The organism is Streptomyces sp. ADI96-02 (assembly GCF_003846185.1).
Taxonomy (GTDB): domain Bacteria; phylum Actinomycetota; class Actinomycetes; order Streptomycetales; family Streptomycetaceae; genus Streptomyces.
This window is the reverse complement of the sequence record NZ_ML123034.1, coordinates 352062-370267: the sequence shown is the minus strand read 5'-3', so window position 1 is coordinate 370267 and position 18206 is coordinate 352062. Positions and strand designations below refer to the sequence as shown.

At 72.7% G+C, this 18206-nt stretch carries 15 protein-coding genes and 1 pseudogene; 12 read left to right on the top strand and 4 right to left on the bottom strand.

Annotated elements, in window-relative coordinates:
• Window positions 1–194: 194 nt before the first annotated feature.
• Both EES43_RS01610 and EES43_RS01605 read left to right on the top strand, forming a co-directional pair.
• A complete protein-coding gene (locus tag EES43_RS01610) occupies window positions 195–593 on the top strand; it encodes a hypothetical protein (protein WP_124266980.1) in 399 nt (132 codons plus the stop codon).
• The gene (locus tag EES43_RS01605; protein WP_124266979.1) at window positions 587–3364 is read left to right on the top strand and encodes a LuxR family transcriptional regulator; all 2778 of its coding nucleotides are present in this window, start codon (window positions 587–589) and stop codon (window positions 3362–3364) included. Before EES43_RS01610 ends, EES43_RS01605 begins: the two co-directional genes overlap by 7 nt.
• Before the next feature lie 208 nt (window positions 3365–3572).
• On the opposite strand, the pseudogene EES43_RS01600 reads toward EES43_RS01605, so the two are convergent.
• Window positions 3573–3790: pseudogene (locus EES43_RS01600) on the bottom strand (transposase); the annotation flags it as partial.
• Between the two features lie 225 nt (window positions 3791–4015).
• Here EES43_RS01600 and EES43_RS01595 point away from each other — a divergent pair.
• From EES43_RS01595 to EES43_RS01580, 4 genes are all read left to right on the top strand, one after another.
• On the top strand, window positions 4016–4813 hold the full coding sequence (locus EES43_RS01595) for a hypothetical protein (RefSeq protein WP_124266978.1): 798 nt from the start codon (window positions 4016–4018) through the stop codon (window positions 4811–4813).
• A 24-nt stretch (window positions 4814–4837) separates the two neighbouring features.
• Window positions 4838–5584, top strand: a complete 747-nt coding sequence (locus EES43_RS01590; protein ID WP_124266977.1) for an outer membrane protein assembly factor BamB family protein — start codon at window positions 4838–4840, stop codon at window positions 5582–5584.
• 273 nt (window positions 5585–5857) lie between these two features.
• Window positions 5858–6646: a hypothetical protein gene (locus EES43_RS01585; RefSeq protein WP_124266976.1), complete on the top strand. Its 789-nt coding sequence runs from the start codon at window positions 5858–5860 to the stop codon at window positions 6644–6646.
• 245 nt (window positions 6647–6891) lie between these two features.
• A complete protein-coding gene (locus EES43_RS01580; RefSeq protein WP_241192308.1) occupies window positions 6892–8187 on the top strand; it encodes a cytochrome P450 family protein in 1296 nt (431 codons plus the stop codon).
• Window positions 8188–8249: 62 nt separating this feature from the next.
• On the opposite strand, the gene EES43_RS01575 is transcribed toward EES43_RS01580, so the two are convergent.
• The gene (locus EES43_RS01575; protein ID WP_124266975.1) at window positions 8250–9431 is read right to left on the bottom strand and encodes a glycosyltransferase; all 1182 of its coding nucleotides are present in this window, start codon (window positions 9429–9431) and stop codon (window positions 8250–8252) included.
• Window positions 9432–9489: 58 nt separating this feature from the next.
• On the opposite strand from EES43_RS01575, the gene EES43_RS01570 reads away from it, so the two are divergent.
• From EES43_RS01570 to EES43_RS01550, 5 genes are all read left to right on the top strand, one after another.
• Window positions 9490–10275 carry a glutamate racemase gene (locus EES43_RS01570; RefSeq protein ID WP_124266974.1) on the top strand — a complete coding sequence of 262 codons (786 nt, stop codon included), beginning with the start codon at window positions 9490–9492 and terminating at the stop codon, window positions 10273–10275.
• Between the two features lie 69 nt (window positions 10276–10344).
• Window positions 10345–10920 (top strand): hypothetical protein, encoded by a 576-nt coding sequence (locus EES43_RS01565; RefSeq protein WP_124266973.1) that lies wholly within the window; start codon window positions 10345–10347, stop codon window positions 10918–10920.
• Between the two features lie 86 nt (window positions 10921–11006).
• Entirely contained in the window at window positions 11007–12602 is a 1596-nt protein-coding gene (gene lnt / locus EES43_RS01560; protein ID WP_124271734.1) for an apolipoprotein N-acyltransferase, read from the top strand.
• A 20-nt stretch (window positions 12603–12622) separates the two neighbouring features.
• Window positions 12623–13111, top strand: coding sequence for an NUDIX hydrolase (locus EES43_RS01555; RefSeq protein ID WP_124266972.1), 489 nt, complete (start codon window positions 12623–12625; stop codon window positions 13109–13111).
• 175 nt (window positions 13112–13286) lie between these two features.
• A complete protein-coding gene (locus EES43_RS01550; protein WP_124266971.1) occupies window positions 13287–14216 on the top strand; it encodes an oxidoreductase in 930 nt (309 codons plus the stop codon).
• A gap of 54 nt (window positions 14217–14270) precedes the next feature.
• On the opposite strand, the gene EES43_RS01545 is transcribed toward EES43_RS01550, so the two are convergent.
• Entirely contained in the window at window positions 14271–15557 is a 1287-nt protein-coding gene (locus EES43_RS01545) for a low temperature requirement protein A (protein ID WP_124266970.1), read from the bottom strand.
• A gap of 198 nt (window positions 15558–15755) precedes the next feature.
• Here EES43_RS01545 and EES43_RS01540 point away from each other — a divergent pair, with 198 nt between their 5' ends.
• Window positions 15756–16541 (top strand): SAM-dependent methyltransferase, encoded by a 786-nt coding sequence (locus EES43_RS01540; RefSeq protein WP_124266969.1) that lies wholly within the window; start codon window positions 15756–15758, stop codon window positions 16539–16541.
• Between the two features lie 139 nt (window positions 16542–16680).
• On the opposite strand, the gene EES43_RS01535 is transcribed toward EES43_RS01540, so the two are convergent.
• Window positions 16681–18150 carry a SulP family inorganic anion transporter gene (locus EES43_RS01535; protein ID WP_124266968.1) on the bottom strand — a complete coding sequence of 490 codons (1470 nt, stop codon included), beginning with the start codon at window positions 18148–18150 and terminating at the stop codon, window positions 16681–16683.
• Window positions 18151–18206 lie beyond the last annotated feature (56 nt).

Genomic DNA, 18206 nt, shown 5'->3' with positions numbered 1-18206 from the left:
CGGGCGGTCAGCCCATGGCGGTAACGATGCGGCGACGCAGGTCCCAGTAGGTGGCGTCGAGGCGTCGAGGCGTCGAGGCGGGCAGGGTTGGCCTTGCCGCGAACAGAACGACCCGGACTTCACCCCATCGGCCCGCCGGGTCGTGGGATACGCCGCTCAGGAGGAAGATGGCGGGTGAGGTCGAGGAGGTGCCTATGTCGACGTTCACCCACCGCGCCCGCCCTCTGGTGGCCGATGCGGCGTACTATCCACGCGTCGCGCCGGCCGTGCCGTCAGCAGGCGCGGTACGGTCCCAGGTGATCACGCCCAGCCCGCTCCGCCTCCTGGCCCAGCTCGCCGGCTGCCCGGACGGCTGCATGTGCGTCTGCCGCGACATCGGATACGCGGTCGACAGCGGACGCACCCTCGACGACTTCCACGGCATCGACATCAGCGACCAGATGTCGTCCTGGGTCGATGAGGCCACCTCCCGCTACTGCGGGGACCCGGACATCAACTACAGCGGCACCCGCTCCACGAGAAAGGCGGACATTGCCTCGGACGCCGTGAATACCGAGAGCAATGACATAGCCTCCGCTCTCCAGCCATGCTGACCGGAACCGGGGACGACCGGGGAGCGCCCGGGGCGCCCTTTCTGACCGGTCGCGAGGAAGAGCTGCGGATCCTGCTCGCCTCCGCCGCGAGCGCCGAGAAAGGGGAGTCCCGGACCGTCTTCCTCGGTGGGCCGACCGGCATCGGCAAGTCCGTCCTCACCACGGCCCTGGGCCGGAAACTGCCAACGTTCCGCACGCTCGGCATCTCCGGCGTCGCTCCGGAGCGTCAGATCGCGTTCGCAGCTGTGAACAGACTGATCCAGTCCGCGCAGGATGGCAGTCGGGCCACCAGCCGCCGGACGCCGCCCGTCCCGTCGGACAGCAGCGCCATGGCAGCCGGCGGCGACCTCATCTCCGCTGTCGACGACTACCAGGGCGACGCACCACTGTTCCTGCTCATCGAGGACGCCCATCTGCTCGACACCGCCTCGCTCCAGACCTTCGGATTCATGCTCCTGCGCACGACGCACGACCACCTGCTGACCGTCGTCAACACGGAGCACCTGCACGAAACCCGTCAGGCCATGGGCCTCAGCGGGAGCCTTGAGCGCGTCGCGCAGCTCGAACTCGACGGGCTCGACGTCGCGGCGACCCGCTCGCTCCTGGACCACCACGAAGTGACCGGCCTGGCGGAATCCCAGGTCCACCAGATCACGCGATGGAGCCACGGCAACCCCCTCTACATCACAGCCCTCGCGAGAACCGCGGACGCGGAGCATCGCCTCCCCGCACGCCTCGTCGCCGCCGACATCGCCCCGTCCCTGGCCGAGACCGTACGGGAGTGGTGCGCGACCTTCACCCCGGGTGCCCGCCACGTACTGGAAGCCCTGGCCGTGCTCAACGCGCCCGCCACCGAACGCACGCTGGGCCTCATGGCACCGGACGCCGAACTGGAGCCGGAAGTGAACTCCCTCGTCGCCGGGGGAGCGGCCCGGTGGGCGCCTGCATCGGCCAACCACCCGACGCTGGAACTCACACACGCGGCCCAGCGGCAGGCGCTCTACTCCGCCATCCCCGCCATCCGGCGCCGGGAACTGCACGGCAAGGCGGCCGACCTCCTCGCCCCTCCAGAGAACTGGCTCCACCGGATCGCAGCCCTCGACAGCTACGACGCGGCACTCGCCGCCCAGTTGCGCCAGATCGCCCGGCTGGAGGCACAGCAGGGCGACCCGTCCCTCGCCGCCGAGTACGAACTGGGCATCGCTACCGTCGCCCCCGATCCGGACGAGCGCGGCGAAGCCACCCTCAGAGCCGTCCGGCTGATGGTGACGAGCGGCCAGTACGACGCGGCACTCGGCTACGCTCCCTTCGTCGACGCCCAGGCCGCCTCGCCATCCAAGAGCGAGGTACTGGGACTCCTCGACTACGCCCGGGGCCACGACACCGGCGCCGCCGAACACCTCAGGGCCGCCCGCGAGGGCTTCGCCGCCCACCACGACGAGGACGCGGCACGCGTCTCCGCCCAACTCGCCTCCCTGCAACGTTCGCTCGGCCTCGGAAAGCAGTCCCTCAGATCCGCCCGGTACGCCCTGGCCCGTACATCCAACCCGCAGGTCATCGGGCACGCGCAAGCGAACATCGCGTACGGCGTGGCGCTCAGCGACGGACCGGCCGCCGGCTTGGCACAACTGAGGCACCTGCGCGAGAACCCCACCGGCACCCCTGCGGCGGACATGGAACAACTGGTGTGCCGGGGTGTTCTGCGCGGCCTTTCCGGCGACCTGTCGGGCGCGGTGGACGACCTGCGCTACGCCACCCGCCGCCAGGCGCAAGGACTGATTTCGCGCAACAGTACCGAAGCGATCGACAACACCGCCCTCTGCCTGCTGATGCTCGGCGAGGCGGACGAGGCGAGGCGGACCCTGTCCCTCGCTTTCGACCACGCGCAGGTCTCGGGGCGGGATGTGGACTTCGCTGTGATCCACTCCATGAGCTCCACGATGTACGCCTGCCAGGGACGCTGGGAGGCCGCCGAGGCGGACCTCGAGCAGGCGCGAGCCATCGCCCAGGAGCCGGACTTCGGAGGGCCGGACTTCCATGTTCGCCAAGCAGCGGCCGTCATCGCTTTCACCCGCCGCGAATGGCACGGTGTCCTTGCCGAACTGGGGCCGGCGCTCGAAGACTCAGGCAACAACGAGCGAGCCAGACTCTTCGGCCTGTGGTTCCTGCCCTTGCTCGGTGTCGCCGGCGCCAAGGCGCACGACATCACGGCAGCCGCGCAAGCCCACGAAGCACTGACATCCCTCGAACCCACCGGCGCACTGCCGACCATCGCCGGGCACTGGGTGCGCGGCTGCATCCTCCTCGCCGAGGGGGACGCCCACGGCGCCGCCCGAGTGCTCCGTGACGGACTGGCCGTCCCGGCCGGCGGTGGGGAACCAGTCATGCACCGTTCGATGGTGCGCTGCGAACTGGCCCGCGCGTTGGTGGCCACCGACGAGCGCGAGGAGGCGGTAGCACAGGCAGCCGCCGCCGAAAGAGCGTTCACCCGGCTCGGCGCGCAGCCATTCGCGGCCTGGTGCCGCGACGTACTCGGCGGCATGAGGACCTCGGAGCGAACCACAGAAGCAGAACGCTTCTGGGGCGAGCTGACCGACCGCGAAAGGGACACCGCCCGGCTGGTGGGGCGGGGCTGGACGACCAAGGAGATCGCCGCCGAACTCTACGTGAGCACCAGCACGGTCGAATTCCACCTGAGCAATATCTACACCAAGGGAGGCTTCAGGAACCGTCGCCGACTGCGCGACATGGTGCAGGCACTGGAACGCTGACCAACGAGAGGGACCCGACTGCATCGCCGCCCGCACCGCGGGCCTGGACCTGGACTTGGACCTGAAGTAGTGCACCGGCCACACCGTTTCGGCCACGCGCAGCCCACCGCCGTCATCGGCGTCGCCCCGGACCGCTTCGGCGCGCAGCACCCCGGCGAGGTGGCTTCCCGGTCGATGCCGACCAGGGGCAGGTCCACCTCACCCGCTTCGCGGCTTCCGCGATCAGGCCCTCCAGCAGGGCCTCGAAGACACCGGCGTCAGGCCACTGCCGGAAGCGGTTGCGGACGTTCGGGACCAGGCACCGAACTCCGTCGGCATCTCCCGCCACTGCCCGCCCGTCCGGAACCGCCAGATCACGCCCTCGACGTGCTGGCGCAGCCGCTCGGGATACGGGTGGTACTCGCCGATCGGCAGGTGCGGCCCGATGAACGCATCGGGCTCTGGCCGCCGAGGCGTGAGGCGGTCTGCGGTGTCGACCCGCGTCTACTCCTCCTGTCATTCTTCTCCTGAGCGCGCCTGACCTACCGTCTGGGTCGATCGCCGCTCGCTGGGGGAGAATTGAGGAACCGGACCACGCTCCGCGCGCGTACGCGGCTCCGCGCGCGGCGTCCCACCCCGTCGGACGCGGCCGAGCCGTGGTGGAAGCGTCACGTGCGGTTGCTCTGGCTCGGCGCGGGTATACCGGTTCTCGGCGCGGTGCTGACCGCGCTGGTTCTCCAACTGCTGAGCCTGGACGGCGAGTCCGAGCCGGGTCCCGCGGCCACCGCGTCGGGGGCGTCCTCGGCCGGCGGCCCCTCGGCGCAGCCGTTCGCCGTCACCGCCAGGCAGGAGGACGAGGCCGGCTGCACGGCTCTGCCGCGTCGGGTGTCCGCGCCCTCGGACCGTGCGGAACTCGTGTCCGGCGGCGACGTGCACGCCGTCGTCCGGCGCAACCAGGGCGCTCGCGCAGGAGAGTTGACGGTCGGGTTCACTCTCGAAGGGGGAGACCGGTCCCTCACCGTCACGTCGATCGACATCGAGCCGAAGTCGCCCCGCGCCGCCGCTCCCCTCGCCGGCACGCTGCTGTGCGAACCGGGCGCGGGGGGCGAGCCGAAGATCCAGCTGTTCGCGGACATGGACAGCCCGGATCCCGTCTTTCTCACGGGCGGGACATCCACCCGGCGCTACTTCAAGGAGAACGTCATCACGCTCGCTCCGGGAGAACAGGTCAATCTGACGGCGACCTTCGTGGCCGAGAAGGGCTCGCGCGAGTTCGGGCTCGTCCTTCGCTATGTGCGGAACGGGAAGAGCGGCAAGGCGCCGGTCCCCGCTCCCCACCGGGGACGGTATGCGGTGACCGGCTATGCGCCTCGGTACGGCGCTGTCTACGAGGGATCCTCCGGCGGCGGATACCGCCGGGTCGAAGATCCGCGGCCGTGCCCAGGGGCGCCCGCGGCGCAGGGGTGCTGACCGAACTCCACGAACGGGGGCGGCATGGTCTCGACATTCACGCGCGTGGTCCGGCACACCTGGTGGGGAATCCTCCTCGCCGCCTGCCTTCCGGCGCTGCTGGCAGGCGACGGCGGTCCGCCGGGAAAGCCGCTCGAACGCCCGAACGCGCTGGACGTCGCCTGGACCTTCCGAACCGACGGCAGGGCGCTCGACGTCTCGGACACGGCGGCGGCGATGAACGACGCGATGCTCGCGATCCCGCAGGGCCCGACGGTGAGCGTGGTGGACACGCGCACCGGTCGTCTTCTCTCCACGGTGAAGACCTCCGCGGGCCGGATCACGCCAGTCGGGTTCTCGGGTGGGGTGATGCTCGCTGTGGAAGAACGAGACAGCGGCGAGAAGTCCCTGAACGGCTACGATCCCGCGACCGGGGGGAAGCTGTGGCGTCGGACCCGGAGTCCGGGAGCCCGGCCGGAAGAGGGAGACGACTGGCTGCGGGCGACGCCACTCCTGACCGGGCCGGGGCCTGTCGTCGAGACGTCCGGCGGCCGGCTCGTGGGTCTCGCGCCGCGGACGGGCGCGGTCCGCTGGAGCAAGCGGAATCCCGGGCTCACCCGGTGCGAGCAGCCCGACCCCGGCGACGTCGGCCTGCCGTCCCCCTCGGACACCGTGGGCGCGACGACACGCCGGATCGCCCTGCTCGACAGATGTTCGGGCCCGGACGCGCACCTCGTGCTGCTCGATCCACGGGACGGCGACACCGTCCGGCGGGTGAACCTGGGCCCCTGACGGGATTCCGTCGGGCTCAGCGCCGCCGGAGACACCGTCGGTGTCGAACTCGACGACGAGTTGCGGGTGTTCACCGATTCGGGCAGGGAACTGCTGCGGCGAAAGGCAGCCCGGAAGTCCGAGGTACGGCTCGCGGGCGCGGACGGCGGGACGGTGTACCTCTCCGAATCCCACTTCGCTGTGGAGTCGGACCCGGGGTCGCTCCGTTCGCGCACGCTGCGCGCCGTACGGGTGGGGAGCGGGAGAACCGTCTGGAAACTGCCCCAAGAACCCATGACCTTCGGGAACGACCTGACCGCCGGAGTCATCGTCAGCGACGTGGAGACCGCAGGCGGTTACGGAGGCGACGTCCGCTGGTCCGTCGGGGACGCGCGCCTCCAGGGCCCCGGCGCCAGCAGCCTGACGGACCTCGCGGGGAGGCGCAGCGCACGCGTTCCCTGGCCGGTGGCGGGGACGTTCGTGGGAGTGAGCGGGCCCGTGCTCGTCGTCCGCAGCGAGGAGAGGCGGGGGACCCGCTACACCGCCCTGCGGCCCGCGCATCGCGCCGTGGACGCGCGACGGCCCGCCGCGCTCGGAGGGGCCGGGCGGACGGACTGGCCCGACGCCTGTGCGCTGGTCGGCGCGCAGCTCCTGGCGGAGACCGGCCGCGACTACGTCGAGCTGCCCGTGTCCCTGAGCCGTAAGGCGATGGGCGTGGGACTTCCGCACCCGAGCGTGTGCCGCTTCGCCGCCGAACGCGGCTCCGACAGCGACATCTTCTCCGTGACCGTGCGATGGGTGGCGCCCGACGCGGAGGCCGCCCGCACCTATGCGACGAGCGTCGTTCCCTGGGGATGCAACCCGTCCTTGGGCGGGTGCGTGACGGCCGGGGTCGAGCAGCCGCGGCGCGATGTCCATCTGTACACGTACAGAACGGGCTTGCGGCAGAGCCCTGTCGCCCACGCGACCGTGACGGCGGGCCGATACGTCTTCGGGGTCAGCGCGGGGAACGACGAAGCGCGGGCCAGGAAGCTGGTACGAAGCGTGGCCCTCTACCTCTCGCAGTACGCCGTCGCCGGGTGAGGCGCGGCGGGAGCGCCCGCCCCGGCGCGGGAACGTGCGTCCCGTCGGCGCGCCGTCCTGCGCCGTCCCGCGCCGCCCGTCGCGTTCTCGATCACGCGCACGGGGCACACACGACCCAAGGCGGCACCCCGATGAGCGGCCGGTCCTTCCTTCGGGGGGATTGGCGACGCCGCCGGCGGGTGGGGCGCGATGCGGGCGTGATGATGCCGTCACCGAACCGCCGCCCGTTCTCTGGAGGCCCCGACGTGACCGCGCAGGACCAGGACACCCCCACCGAAGCCCACGACGAACCGCTGGACCTGGCCGATGAAGAGCTGGTCCGTGACCCGTTCACCGCCTACGCCGCCGTACGCGAACGCGACCACATGGCGCGGGGGCGTGTAGAAGGCGTCGACCCGATGTGGGTGGCCACCCGCCACGACGACATCCGCCGGGTCATGAGCGATCCGCGCTTCACCATCGACGCGACCGCCGTCCCCGGTGCGTCGGTGGCCCACCGCACCGAGCAGACCTGGCAGGCCCGCGGCATGTTCGCGGGGCACGAGAAATACCTGCGCGCCGGGATCTTCGACGCCGACGGCCCCGACCACCGCCGTCTGCGCGGCCTGGTCACCGCCGCGTTCTCCCCGGGCCGCGTGGCGGCGCTCCGCCCCAGGATCGAGGCCATCGCCGGGACACTGCTCGACCGCCTCCCGGACCACGCCGACCACGGCGTCGTCGACCTGATCGAACACTTCGCCCGACCGCTGCCCATCACCGTCATCTGCGAACTCATCGCCGTCCCCGAAGCCGACCGCGACCGCTGGCGGACGCGGAGCGCCACCCTGACCGCAGGGGTCTGCGGAGACGAACTGGGCGCCGCGCTCGCCGGCATGGTCGAGGACGCCCACGCCCTCGTCGACCACCACACCGCCCACCCCGGCGACGACCTGATCTCCGAACTCCTCGCACCCCGCCGGCGCGACCGGCTGAGCAACGACGAACTCGTCGCCCTCATCACCAATCTGGTCGTCGCCGGGCACATCACCACCGTCAACCTGATCGCCAACAGCACCGAGGCCCTCCTCGCCCACCCCGACCAACTCGCCCTGCTGCTCGGCGATCCCACGCTCATGCCGTACGCGGTCGACGAACTCATGCGCTACTGCGGCCCGGTCGTACGCGCGCTGCCCCGCTACGCCACCTGCGACACGGTGGTCGGCGCGACGCCGGTGCGCACCGGCGAGGCCGTCCTCCCGATCGTCTCCGCGGCCAACCGCGACCCGGCCGCGTTCACCGCCCCCGACCGCCTCGACCTCGCCCGCACCCGCCACCGCAGGGAGCCCCACCTGGGATTCGGACACGGCGCGCACCGCTGCCTGGGCGCCCATCTCGCCCAGGAGGAGACGGCGGTCGCGCTGACCGCGCTGCTCGACCGCTTCCCCGGCCTGCGGCTCGCCATCGATCCCGAAGACCTCCCACGCGGCGCCAACCCCGTCAACTGGCACCTCACGGCCCTCCCCGTACGCCTCCGGCCCGCCGCCCCCGGTCGACAGCCCTAACGCCCGCCCGACCAGCCGCCCGCGCCGCCCGCCCGCACCCGCCGCCCCGCCCGCGCGGGGCGTCACCGGTCGGGCGCCGCCTCCGGCCGGGCGTAGGTACGCCCCTTCCAGGCGGAACCCCGGCCCCGGTAGTGCTGCACGGCCGAGTCGACCGTCATCAGCAGGTACAGCACCGCCGTGAACGGCAGCAGCGGCCCCAGCCACAACGACTGCCGGTAGTACGCCAGCATCGGCAGGTACGTCGCCGTCATCACCGCCCACGCCAGGCCGCCCGCCCACGCCGCCAACGCGTCGCCCGTCACCACCCCCGCCACCAGCGTCCCCGGCGGCCCCAGGTAGACGAGCGCCAGACCCGGGACCGTACCGGCCAGCAGCAGCGGGCTGTGCCGCAGTTGCGCGTACGCGCTGCGCGCCACCATCCGCCACAGATCCGCCAGCCGGGGATACGGGCGCACGCTGTCCACCCGCTCCGCCAGCCCCAGCCAGATCCGGCCCCCGCCGCGCCGCACCTGGCGCGCCAGCGACACGTCGTCGATCACCGCCTGCCGGATCGACTCCGGGATCCGCGCCCGCACGGCCGCCTCGGTACGCAGCAGGACGCAGCCGCCCGCGGCCGCCGCCGTCCGCGAACCCGCCCGGTTCACGCGGCGGAACGGATACAGCTGGCCGAAGAAGTAGACGAACGCGGGCACCACCAGCCGCTCCCAGACGCTCACCACCCGCAGCCGCGCCATCTGCGAGACGAGATCGAAGCCGTCCGGCCCCTCGACACCCGCCGCGGCCACCAGATCACGCAGGCTGTCCGGCTCGTGCGCGATGTCGGCGTCGGTCAGCAGCAGGAAGTCCGGCTTCTGCTGCCGGGCCAGCGCGATTCCGTGCCGCACGGCCCACAGCTTCCCGGTCCACCCCGGCTCCGGCTCCCCGGGCGATACGACCGTCAGCGGAAGGCCGCAGTGGCGCGCGGCCAGGTCGCGGGCCACCTGCCCTGTGCCGTCGCCGCTGCAGTCGTCGACGAGGATGATCCGGGCGTCCCCCGGATAGTCCTGGACGAGCAGCGAGGGCAGCGTCAGCGGCAGCATGTCCGCCTCGTCGCGGGCCGGCACGACCACGGCGACCGACGGCCAGCGCTCCGGGTCGGTGCGCCGGGGCAGCCGCTGGTCGGTCCGCCAGTAGAACCCCTGCCCCAGCAGGAGCCACACCCACGCGATCAGCGAACCCACGGCGATCCAGGCAACGGCGCTCATCCGCCGCAGTCTGCCCCACTGAGCCGAAGCCGCAAGGGCTGTCGACTATGGTGACCGGGTGAAGATCGCGCTCATGGACTCCGGAATCGGCCTGCTGGCGGCTGCCGCCGCCGTCCGTCGGCTGCGGCCCGACGCCGAACTGGTGCTCTCCTGCGACCCCGGCTCGATGCCCTGGGGCCCCCGTGATCCCGAGGACGTGACCGCCCGCGCCCTGGCCGTGGCGCGCGCCGCCGCCGCACACCGGCCGGACGCCCTGATCGTCGCGTGCAACACCGCCTCCGTCCACGCGCTGCCCGCGCTCCGCGCCGAGCTGGAACCCGCCCTGCCGGTCATCGGCACCGTGCCCGCCGTGAAGCCCGCGGCGACCGGCGGCGGAGCCGTCGCCATCTGGGCCACCCCGGCCACCACCGGCAGCCCCTACCAGCGCGGACTGATCGCCGACTTCGCCCGGGACGCCGACGTCACCGAGGTCCCCTGCCCCGGGCTCGCCGACGCCGTCGAGCACGCCGACGAGGCCGGCATCGACCGGGCGGTCGCCGCCGCAGCCGCCCTCACCCCGCCCGGCGTCCGGGCCGTGGTGCTGGGCTGCACGCACTACGAACTGGTCGCCGAGCGCATCCGGGCCGCCGTACGGGCCCCCGGCGCCCCCGCGCCCGCCCTGTACGGCTCCGCCGGCGCCGTGGCGGCCCAGGCGCTGCGCCGGATCGGGGCCGACGCCGCTCCGACGGCCGAACCGACGGGCGCCCTCACGGTCCTCCTCGGCGGACGCCCAGGCGTCCTGCCGGACCCCGCGCTGGCCTACGCGGAAGGCCGGATCCTCTCCGCCGGCGCGCCCGTGCGCTGACCGCCCGGATCGCCCGGACGGGGCCGCGTACCCCGGCCACCCGCCAGGAACGTGGGTACGCTGCTGAATATGACGGACCACCCCGAGAGCGCGCCGCACGGCTCGACCCAGGCGCCGTCCACCGTATGGACCGGCCGCGCCACCAACCGCCTCCAGTGGCTGCTGGCCGTCATCGGCGCGGGCTGCTTGGCGCTGGGCGTCGACCTCGCCATCGAGTCCGCGTGGTCCTCCGGCATCGCTCCGCTGCTGATGTCCGTGATCGGCTGCGTCGCCGCCGGACTGCTGATCCTCTTCGGGACCCTCGCCTTCGTCCACGTGGCCGTCAAGGTCGACGGGGACGCCCTGGAGGTGCGCTGCGGCCACGCCGGACTGCCGCGCCGGCGGATTCTGCTCACCCATGTGGTGGGCGCCGAATTCGTGCCCAAGGTCAACCCGCGCCAGTGGGGCGGCTGGGGCTACCGCTGGCGCCCCGAGCAGGGCACCGCCGTCGTCGTGCGCAAGGGCGAGGGGATGGCGCTGCTCCTCGGCGACGGCCGGACCTTCACCGTCACCGTCGACGACGCCGAAGCGGCCGTACGTTTCATCCGCCGGCACCTGCACCTGGCCCCCACCAGCACCTCCACCGGCACCCGGACCCGCGACTGACCCGCACGCGGCGCGGCCGACCGCACCGCGGGCCACCGCCGCCCCGCACAGCCGGCCACCGTAGACTCCGCCGGGTGAGCGCCACTATGACACCCGTCGACGATCCGCCGCCCGCCCCGGCGCCGAAGGCCGCCGGACCGCTGACCCGGCTCCTGCGTCCGGGCGCCGCCGCACTCTCCGGCGCGCTGCTCTACGCGAGCTTCCCGCCCCGGCCGCTGTGGTGGCTCGTCCTGCCCGGATTCGCGCTGCTCGGCTGGGTCCTGTACGGACGCCGGCTGCGGGCCGCGTTCGGCCTCGGCCTGCTGGCCGGGCTCGGTTTCATGCTGCCCCTGCTGCACTGGACCGGCGAGGACGTCGGCCCGGTGCCGTGGCTCGCGCTCGCCGCCGCGGAGGCGCTCTTCATCGCGGTGGGCTGTGTCGGCGTCGCCGCGGTGACCCGGCTCGCGTACTGGCCCTTCTGGGCCGCCGCGGTCTGGACCCTGGACGAGGCCGTCCGCGCCCGCATCCCGTTCGGCGGCTTCCCCTGGGGCAGGATCGCCTTCGGCCAGGCGGAGAGCGCGTTCCTGCCGCTCGCCGCGCTCGGCGGCACCCCGCTGCTCTCGTTCGCCGTCGTCCTGTGCGGCTTCGGGCTCTACGCGGCCGTGCGCGGGTTCCGCGCGTACCGCGCCACCGGCAGGATTCCGCGCGCGGCCGTCGCCGGGGCCGCCGCGAGCGTCCTCGTCCCGGTCGCCGCCGCCCTCGCCGCGCTGCCCCTGGTCGACGACTCCGCCGAGAACGGGACGGCCACCGTCGCGGCGATCCAGGGCAACGTCCCGCGCCTCGGACTCGACTTCAACTCCCAGCGCCGCGCCGTCCTGGACAACCACGCACGGCGCACCGAGCAGCTGGCCGAGGAGGTGCGGACGGGGAAGGCCGAGCAGCCCGACTTCGTCCTCTGGCCCGAGAACTCCTCCGACCTCGACCCCTACCTGAACGCCGACGCCCGCAAGGTCATCGACGACGCGGTGAAGGCCATCGGCGCCCCCACCGTCATCGGCGCCGTGGTCGAGCGCGGCCCCGACGCCCTGCGCAACACCCTGATCGAGTGGAACCCGGACAAGGGTCCCGTCGACACCTACGACAAGCGGCACATCCAGCCGTTCGGCGAGTACATGCCGATGCGGTCGGTCGCCCGCTTCTTCAGCGAGGACGTCGACCGGGTGCAGCGCGAGTTCGTCCCCGGTACCGAGGTCGGCGTGTTCGACCTCGCCGGCACGAAGGTGGGACTCGTGACCTGCTACGAGGCCGCCTTCGACGACGCCGTGCGCGACACCGTCACCCACGGCGGACAGATGATCGCCGTGCCCAGCAACAACGCCACCTTCGGCCGCAGCGAGATGACCTACCAGCAGCTGGCGATGTCGCAGGTGCGCGCCGTCGAGCACGGGCGGTCCGTCGTCGTGCCCGTCACCAGCGGGGTCAGCGCGGTGATCAGGCCGGACGGCACGATCGTCGAGAAGAGCGGGATGTTCACCCCCGACGCCCTGGTCGACGAGGTGCCGCTGCGCTCCTCGCTCACCCCGGCCACCCGGATGGGGCCGCTGCCCGAGGGCGTCATCGCGCTGCTGGCCGTGGCGGGACTGGGCTGGGCGGCCGTCGCCTCGGTCCGCACCCGCCGGAAGCCGCTCACCGACCGGGGCTGATCGACACGTAGGCTCGGATCATGGCTACTCCTGACTTCATCCGTGACATCCGCGTCACCGCCGGACACCAGTTGCTCCTGCTGCCCGGGGTGACGGCGATCGTGTTCGACGACGAGGGCCGGGTGCTGCTCGGGCGGCGCGCGGACACCGGCGAGTGGTCGGTCGTCGGCGGCATCTCGGAACCGGGGGAGGAGCCGGCGGCCACGGCGGAGCGCGAGGTGCTGGAGGAGACCGGGGTGCACTGCGTGGCCGAGCGCCTGGTGCTCACCCAGGCGCTGCGGCCCGTGCAGTACGCCAACGGCGACCGCTGCCAGTACCTCGACCTCACCTTCCGCTGCCGCGCGACCGGCGGCCAGGCCCGGGTCAACGACGACGAGTCCCTGGAGGTCGGCTGGTTCTCCCTGGACGCGCTGCCGCCGCTCGCCGAGTTCGCCCTCTTCCGGATCAAGCAGGCACTGACGGAGGGGCCGGCCTGGTTCCAGCCCACTTCCGCTTCCGGGAACGCCTGACCTCGCCCGCACGCCACCCGTTTCTCCGCTACCTGACAGGGTGGATGGCAGCGGATGGCAGTGGATGAGGGCGCGCACGGGAGAGCGCGTTCGTACGGCGGGCGAGTTGCGCGCCACGTCAGGATCCGGACCTCCCCGTACGTGTGCCCCGCCCCTCACCGGGGAGGCGGTGACCATGCACTCCTGGAACTTCGACGACATGCCCGACCTCTCCGGCCGGACCGCGGTGGTCACCGGCGCGAACAGCGGAATCGGGGCCGTGACGGCTCTCGCGCTGGCCCGCTCCGGCGCCCGCACGGTCCTCGCCTGCCGCGACCCCGAGCGCGGGCAGCGCGCCCTGGACGCCGTACGCCGGGCCGCTCCGCGCTCCGACAGCCACCTGGTCCGCCTCGACCTGGCGGACCTGGCCTCCGTGGCCGAGGCCGCCGGGACCATCGCCGAGGCGGTGGACGGGCGGCTCGACCTCCTGGTGAACAACGCCGGCGTGATGGCGCTGCCGCCGCTGCGCACCGCCGACGGCTTCGAGATGCAGTTCGGCACCAACCACCTGGGCCACTTCGCCCTCACCCTCCGGCTGCTGCCGGTGCTCGGCGTACGCGGCCCGGCCCGCGTGGTCACCGTCTCCTCCCTGGCGCACCGCTTCGGCCGCATCGACCTCGACGACCTCAACGCCGAACGCGCGTACGGCGCATGGCGCGCCTACGGCCAGTCCAAGCTCGCCAACCTCCTCTTCACCGCCGAACTGGACCGGCGCGCCCGCGCCGAGGGCCGCGACCTCCTCTCTCTGGCCGCCCATCCCGGTCTGTCCGCCACGGAGCTGGGCCAGGCCGGTCCGCGCCTCGCCGGCCGGAACTGGGCCGCCCGGCTGGAGCGGACGACGCGGCTGTTCACACAGCCCGCGTCGGCCGGTGCGCTGCCCACCCTCTACGCGGCGACCCTGCCGGGCGCGCCCGGCGGTTCGTACTACGGCCCCGGCCGCCTGGGCGAGACCCGGGGAGCCCCGGCCCCGGCCCGGAAGTCGTCCCGGGCCCGGGACGGGGACATGGCGCGCGCTCTGTGGGACGTGTCGGCCCGCCTCACCGGGACCGGTCCCGGCCTGGTCTGATGCGGACCACCGTGCCGACGGGTCGGGCCGTCGTCGGCGTCCGAGGCCCCGCCGTCAGGTCCCCCGCCCGCCGAGCTCCTCCAGCATCCGCCGCTGGTGCCGGTGGCCGATCGTCTCGTAACCGACCACGGTGACGAAAGGGGCTGCCATGATGACGAGCAGGCAGGCCGCGACCGGCGCGCCGACCGCGGCCATCACGACCGCCGCGGCCAGCACGGCGAGCGTGAGGGAGATCAGCAGCAGGTGGAAGCGGTCGGCGGCCGAGAGCAGCAGCGTGTGGAGCAGGTAGACCATCAGCAGGTACAGGCCGACGGGAAGCGCCAGGGACAGTACGACGGCGCTCTCGCCCAGCTCCGCGTGGTGCTCCAGGTGCAGGCCCGCCACATGCAGGCCCGCACCGGCCCCGGCGATGGCCAGGAACAGCAGGATGTGCCCGTAGCCGAAGAGGTAGCCGCGCTCACGCCGGTGGACGAGGACGTCGCCGAACGGGGTCGTGAAGTAGACCCACCACATGCCGAAGGTCAGCCCCACTCCGGCGACGACCACGGCAACGGCGTTCCCCGTCCACCGCGTGCCGTCCGGGCCGCCCAGGAGCCCGCCCGACGAGGCGACCGTACCCACCACTCCCTCGCCGAGCGTGATGATCGCGAACAGGCTGTACCGCTCCGCGACATGGTGGGGATGCCAGGGCGTGCCGCCCGCTGAGCCCTGGGTGATCATCGGCAGAGCCAGCTCCAGCGTCCCGAGGACGATGAAGGCGGTGAACACGGCTGCGAGCGGCAGCTTCACGAAGGCGACGACGATCCATCCGGCCTGCACGGCCACGGTCCAGCGGATCGTGGCCATGCCGACCTTGCGGAAGGCGGGCGACTCCCGGGCCGCGCGCCACCACTGCAACACCATCGCGATCCGCATGACGACGTAGCCGAGCACCATCGCCCGCAGTTCGAGACGGCCGCCCTCCGCCACCGAACGGAACATCGCCGGAAGGCCGAGCGCGAACACGACCACGCCGATCATCTGCACCATCGTCAGAGCGCGGTAGAGCCAGTCGTCGGTGGCGAAGGCCGACGCGAACCAGCTGAAGCTGATCCACGCGACGCTGATCGCGAACATCGCCAGGACGAACGCGGCGACCGCGTCCCCGGGGTCGCCCTCCGCCAGCAGCTCGGCGAACCGGGACGCCGCCGTGCCGACCGCGACCACGAAGGTCAGGTCGAACAGCAGCTCCAGCGGTGAGGCGACCCGGCCGGGCTCGTCCGGATCACGGCCGGTCATGGGGACCAGGCGATGGGCGCGGGCGCCCCGCCGGGCGGCGCCGGAGGGCGCGGAGTCGCTCATGCGCCACATGATGCGGTGCGACGGCGGTCGGGCGGGGGTGCCGCGCGCATGCCGTGCGGACGCCGGCCCCGGAAGGACGCGGCCTGCCGCGGATCCGCCCGTGCGGTGGCCGGGAGGGCGATGTACGGTCACCGTCAGGGCTCCGACCGGCGGTTATCCGGTCAACGGCCCTCTACGGACAGTGAGTAGAGGAGAGACATGAGCGACGACGACGTTGAGTTCCGCCGCAGGATCCGGTCGGACGTTCCGCATTCGGCGCGGGTGTGGAACGCCTGGCTCGGCGGCAAGGACAACTACCCGGTGGACCGGGAGCTGGCCGACGTGGTCAGCGCGGCCTACCCGCAGGTGGTCGACATCGCCCGTGCCTCGCGCGCTTTCCAGGTCCGAGCCGTCCGTCACCTCGCGTCACTGGGCGTACGCCAGTTCCTGGACGTGGGCACCGGCCTTCCGGTGGCGAACAGCACCCACGAGGTGGCCCAGAGCGTCGTGCCCGACGCGCGGATCGTCTACGTCGACAACGACCCCATCGTCCTCACGCACGCGCAGGCCCTGCTGACCAGCTCACCGGAGGGCCGGACGGCCTACGTGGACGCCGATCTCTCGCAGACGGACGCCGTGGTGGACGAGGCCGCCAAGACGCTCGACCTCAGCCGGCCGGTCGCCGTGCTGCTGCTCTCGACCCTCGGGCATCTGAGCCCGGCGGACGGCATCGAGGTCGTCCGGCGTTACCTCTCCCGCATGCCGTCGGGCAGTTACCTGGTGCTCTGCGACACCGTGAAGACCCCGCAGACGCTCGCCGGGCAGGAGGCGTACGCCTCCGGTGAGAACCCGCCGTACCTGGTGCGCGAGCCGGAGGAGATCACCGCGTGCGCCGAGGGCCTGGAACTGCTCGAACCGGGCTTCGTCTCGATCGCCCTGTGGCGGCCGGAGGAAGAGGACCCGCTGCTGGTGGACCAGTGGGGTCTCGTCGCCCGCAAACCGTGAAGAACGGCGCGGCACGCAGGAGACGGGTGGTCTCCTGCGTCCGCGCTTTCGCTGATCATGTGTCAGGAATGGTGGTGGCGGGCGGGCTTGTGCGTCAACACGGAAGGCCCATCATGGACTGCCCGTCACCACCGGTCCGTCACCGGCGGATCGTGACCGGTTCGACCTCGGCGTCGTTGTGCCGCAGGGCCCAGTTCTCCAGTGCCAGCCGGCAGGCGTGGTCGAGGTGGCGCAGCCCGGTCAGGTCCAGCTCTATCGGCTGATCCTGCGGCAGCTTCTCCAACTGTTCCAGGATGCGCGGCAAGCGCAGGAAGGTGGCGTTGCCGGTGAGCGTCACCACGGTCCGCCCGCCGGTGAGGTGGTGGGTGCCGAGCTGTACGTGGGAGGTCTCCCAGGCCGCCTTGACCACCGCCAGCAGCAGGCCGAGCACCACACCCTCGAAGAGGTTGGTCACCACGATTGCCAGGGCGGTGACCGCCAGCAGAACCGCCTCACCGCGGTGCTCCCGCCACAGCGGCCCGAACTCCTTGACGGGGACGAGCTTGCACCCGGCGTGGACCAGCACCCCGGCGAGCGCGGCCAGGGGGATGATGCCGACGGCGGCGGGCAGCAGTGCCGCGAAGAGCAGCAACCACAGACCGTGTGCGACCCGGGAGAGCGCGGTGGTGGCCCCGGCCTGCACGTTGGCCGCGCTGCGGACGATCACGGCCGTCATCGGCAGCGCCCCGAGCGCGCCGCACAGTGTGTTGCCCACGCCCTGGGCCACCAGCTCCTTGTCGTAGTCGGTGCGCGGCCCGTCGTGCATCCGGTCGATGGCCGCCGCGCTGAACAGGCTCTCGGCGGAGGCGATGAGGGCGAAGGCGAGGACGGTGCCGATCACGGCGACGTCCGCGAGCCGGCCGAAGTCCGCCAGGCCGGGCAGGTCGATGGCCTGCAGCAGGCCGTTCACATCGGCCACCGCGGGCCGTAGCCCCGCCAGCGAGGCGACGGCGGTGGCCAGGCCCACGGCGGCGAGCGGCCCGGGGACCATCCGGGCCGCGGCGGGCATCCTGGGCCACAGCACGAGGACGGCGACGGTGCCGGCGCCCAGGGCGAGGGCGGTCGCGGCCTCGCTGTCGGAGAAGACCGAGGCGACCAGCCCCGGCAGTCCGGCCAGATTCCGCAGCCCGCTGCCCGGCTGCTCGGCGTCGGCCATCGCGTAGACCTGGCCCAGCACGATGACCAGGCCGATGCCGGCGAGCATGCCCTGCACGACCGAGACGGAGATGGCGCGGAACCAGCGGCCGAAGCGCGCCGCTCCCAGCACCACCTGGAGGAGTCCGGCGGCCAGGACGATCGGGCCGAGCGTGCTCAGCCCGAATTCCTTCACCGCCTCGTACACCAGGACGGTGAGTCCGGCGGCGGGTCCGCTGACCTGGAGCTTGCTGCCCGGGAGCAGGCCGACGACGAGCCCGCCGACGATGCCGGTGACCAGGCCCAGTTCGGCCGGTACGCCCGAGGCGACGGCGACGCCGATGCACAGCGGCAGGGCGACCAGGAAGACGACGAGTGACGCCAGCAGGTCGCGTCGTACGACGTGGGGGTTCTTGAGATCCTTGGCGGAGATCACGGGTGACGATTCCCTTGTTGGTGCGGTCGCGCCCGGCCGGGGGCCGGGCGCGTGGG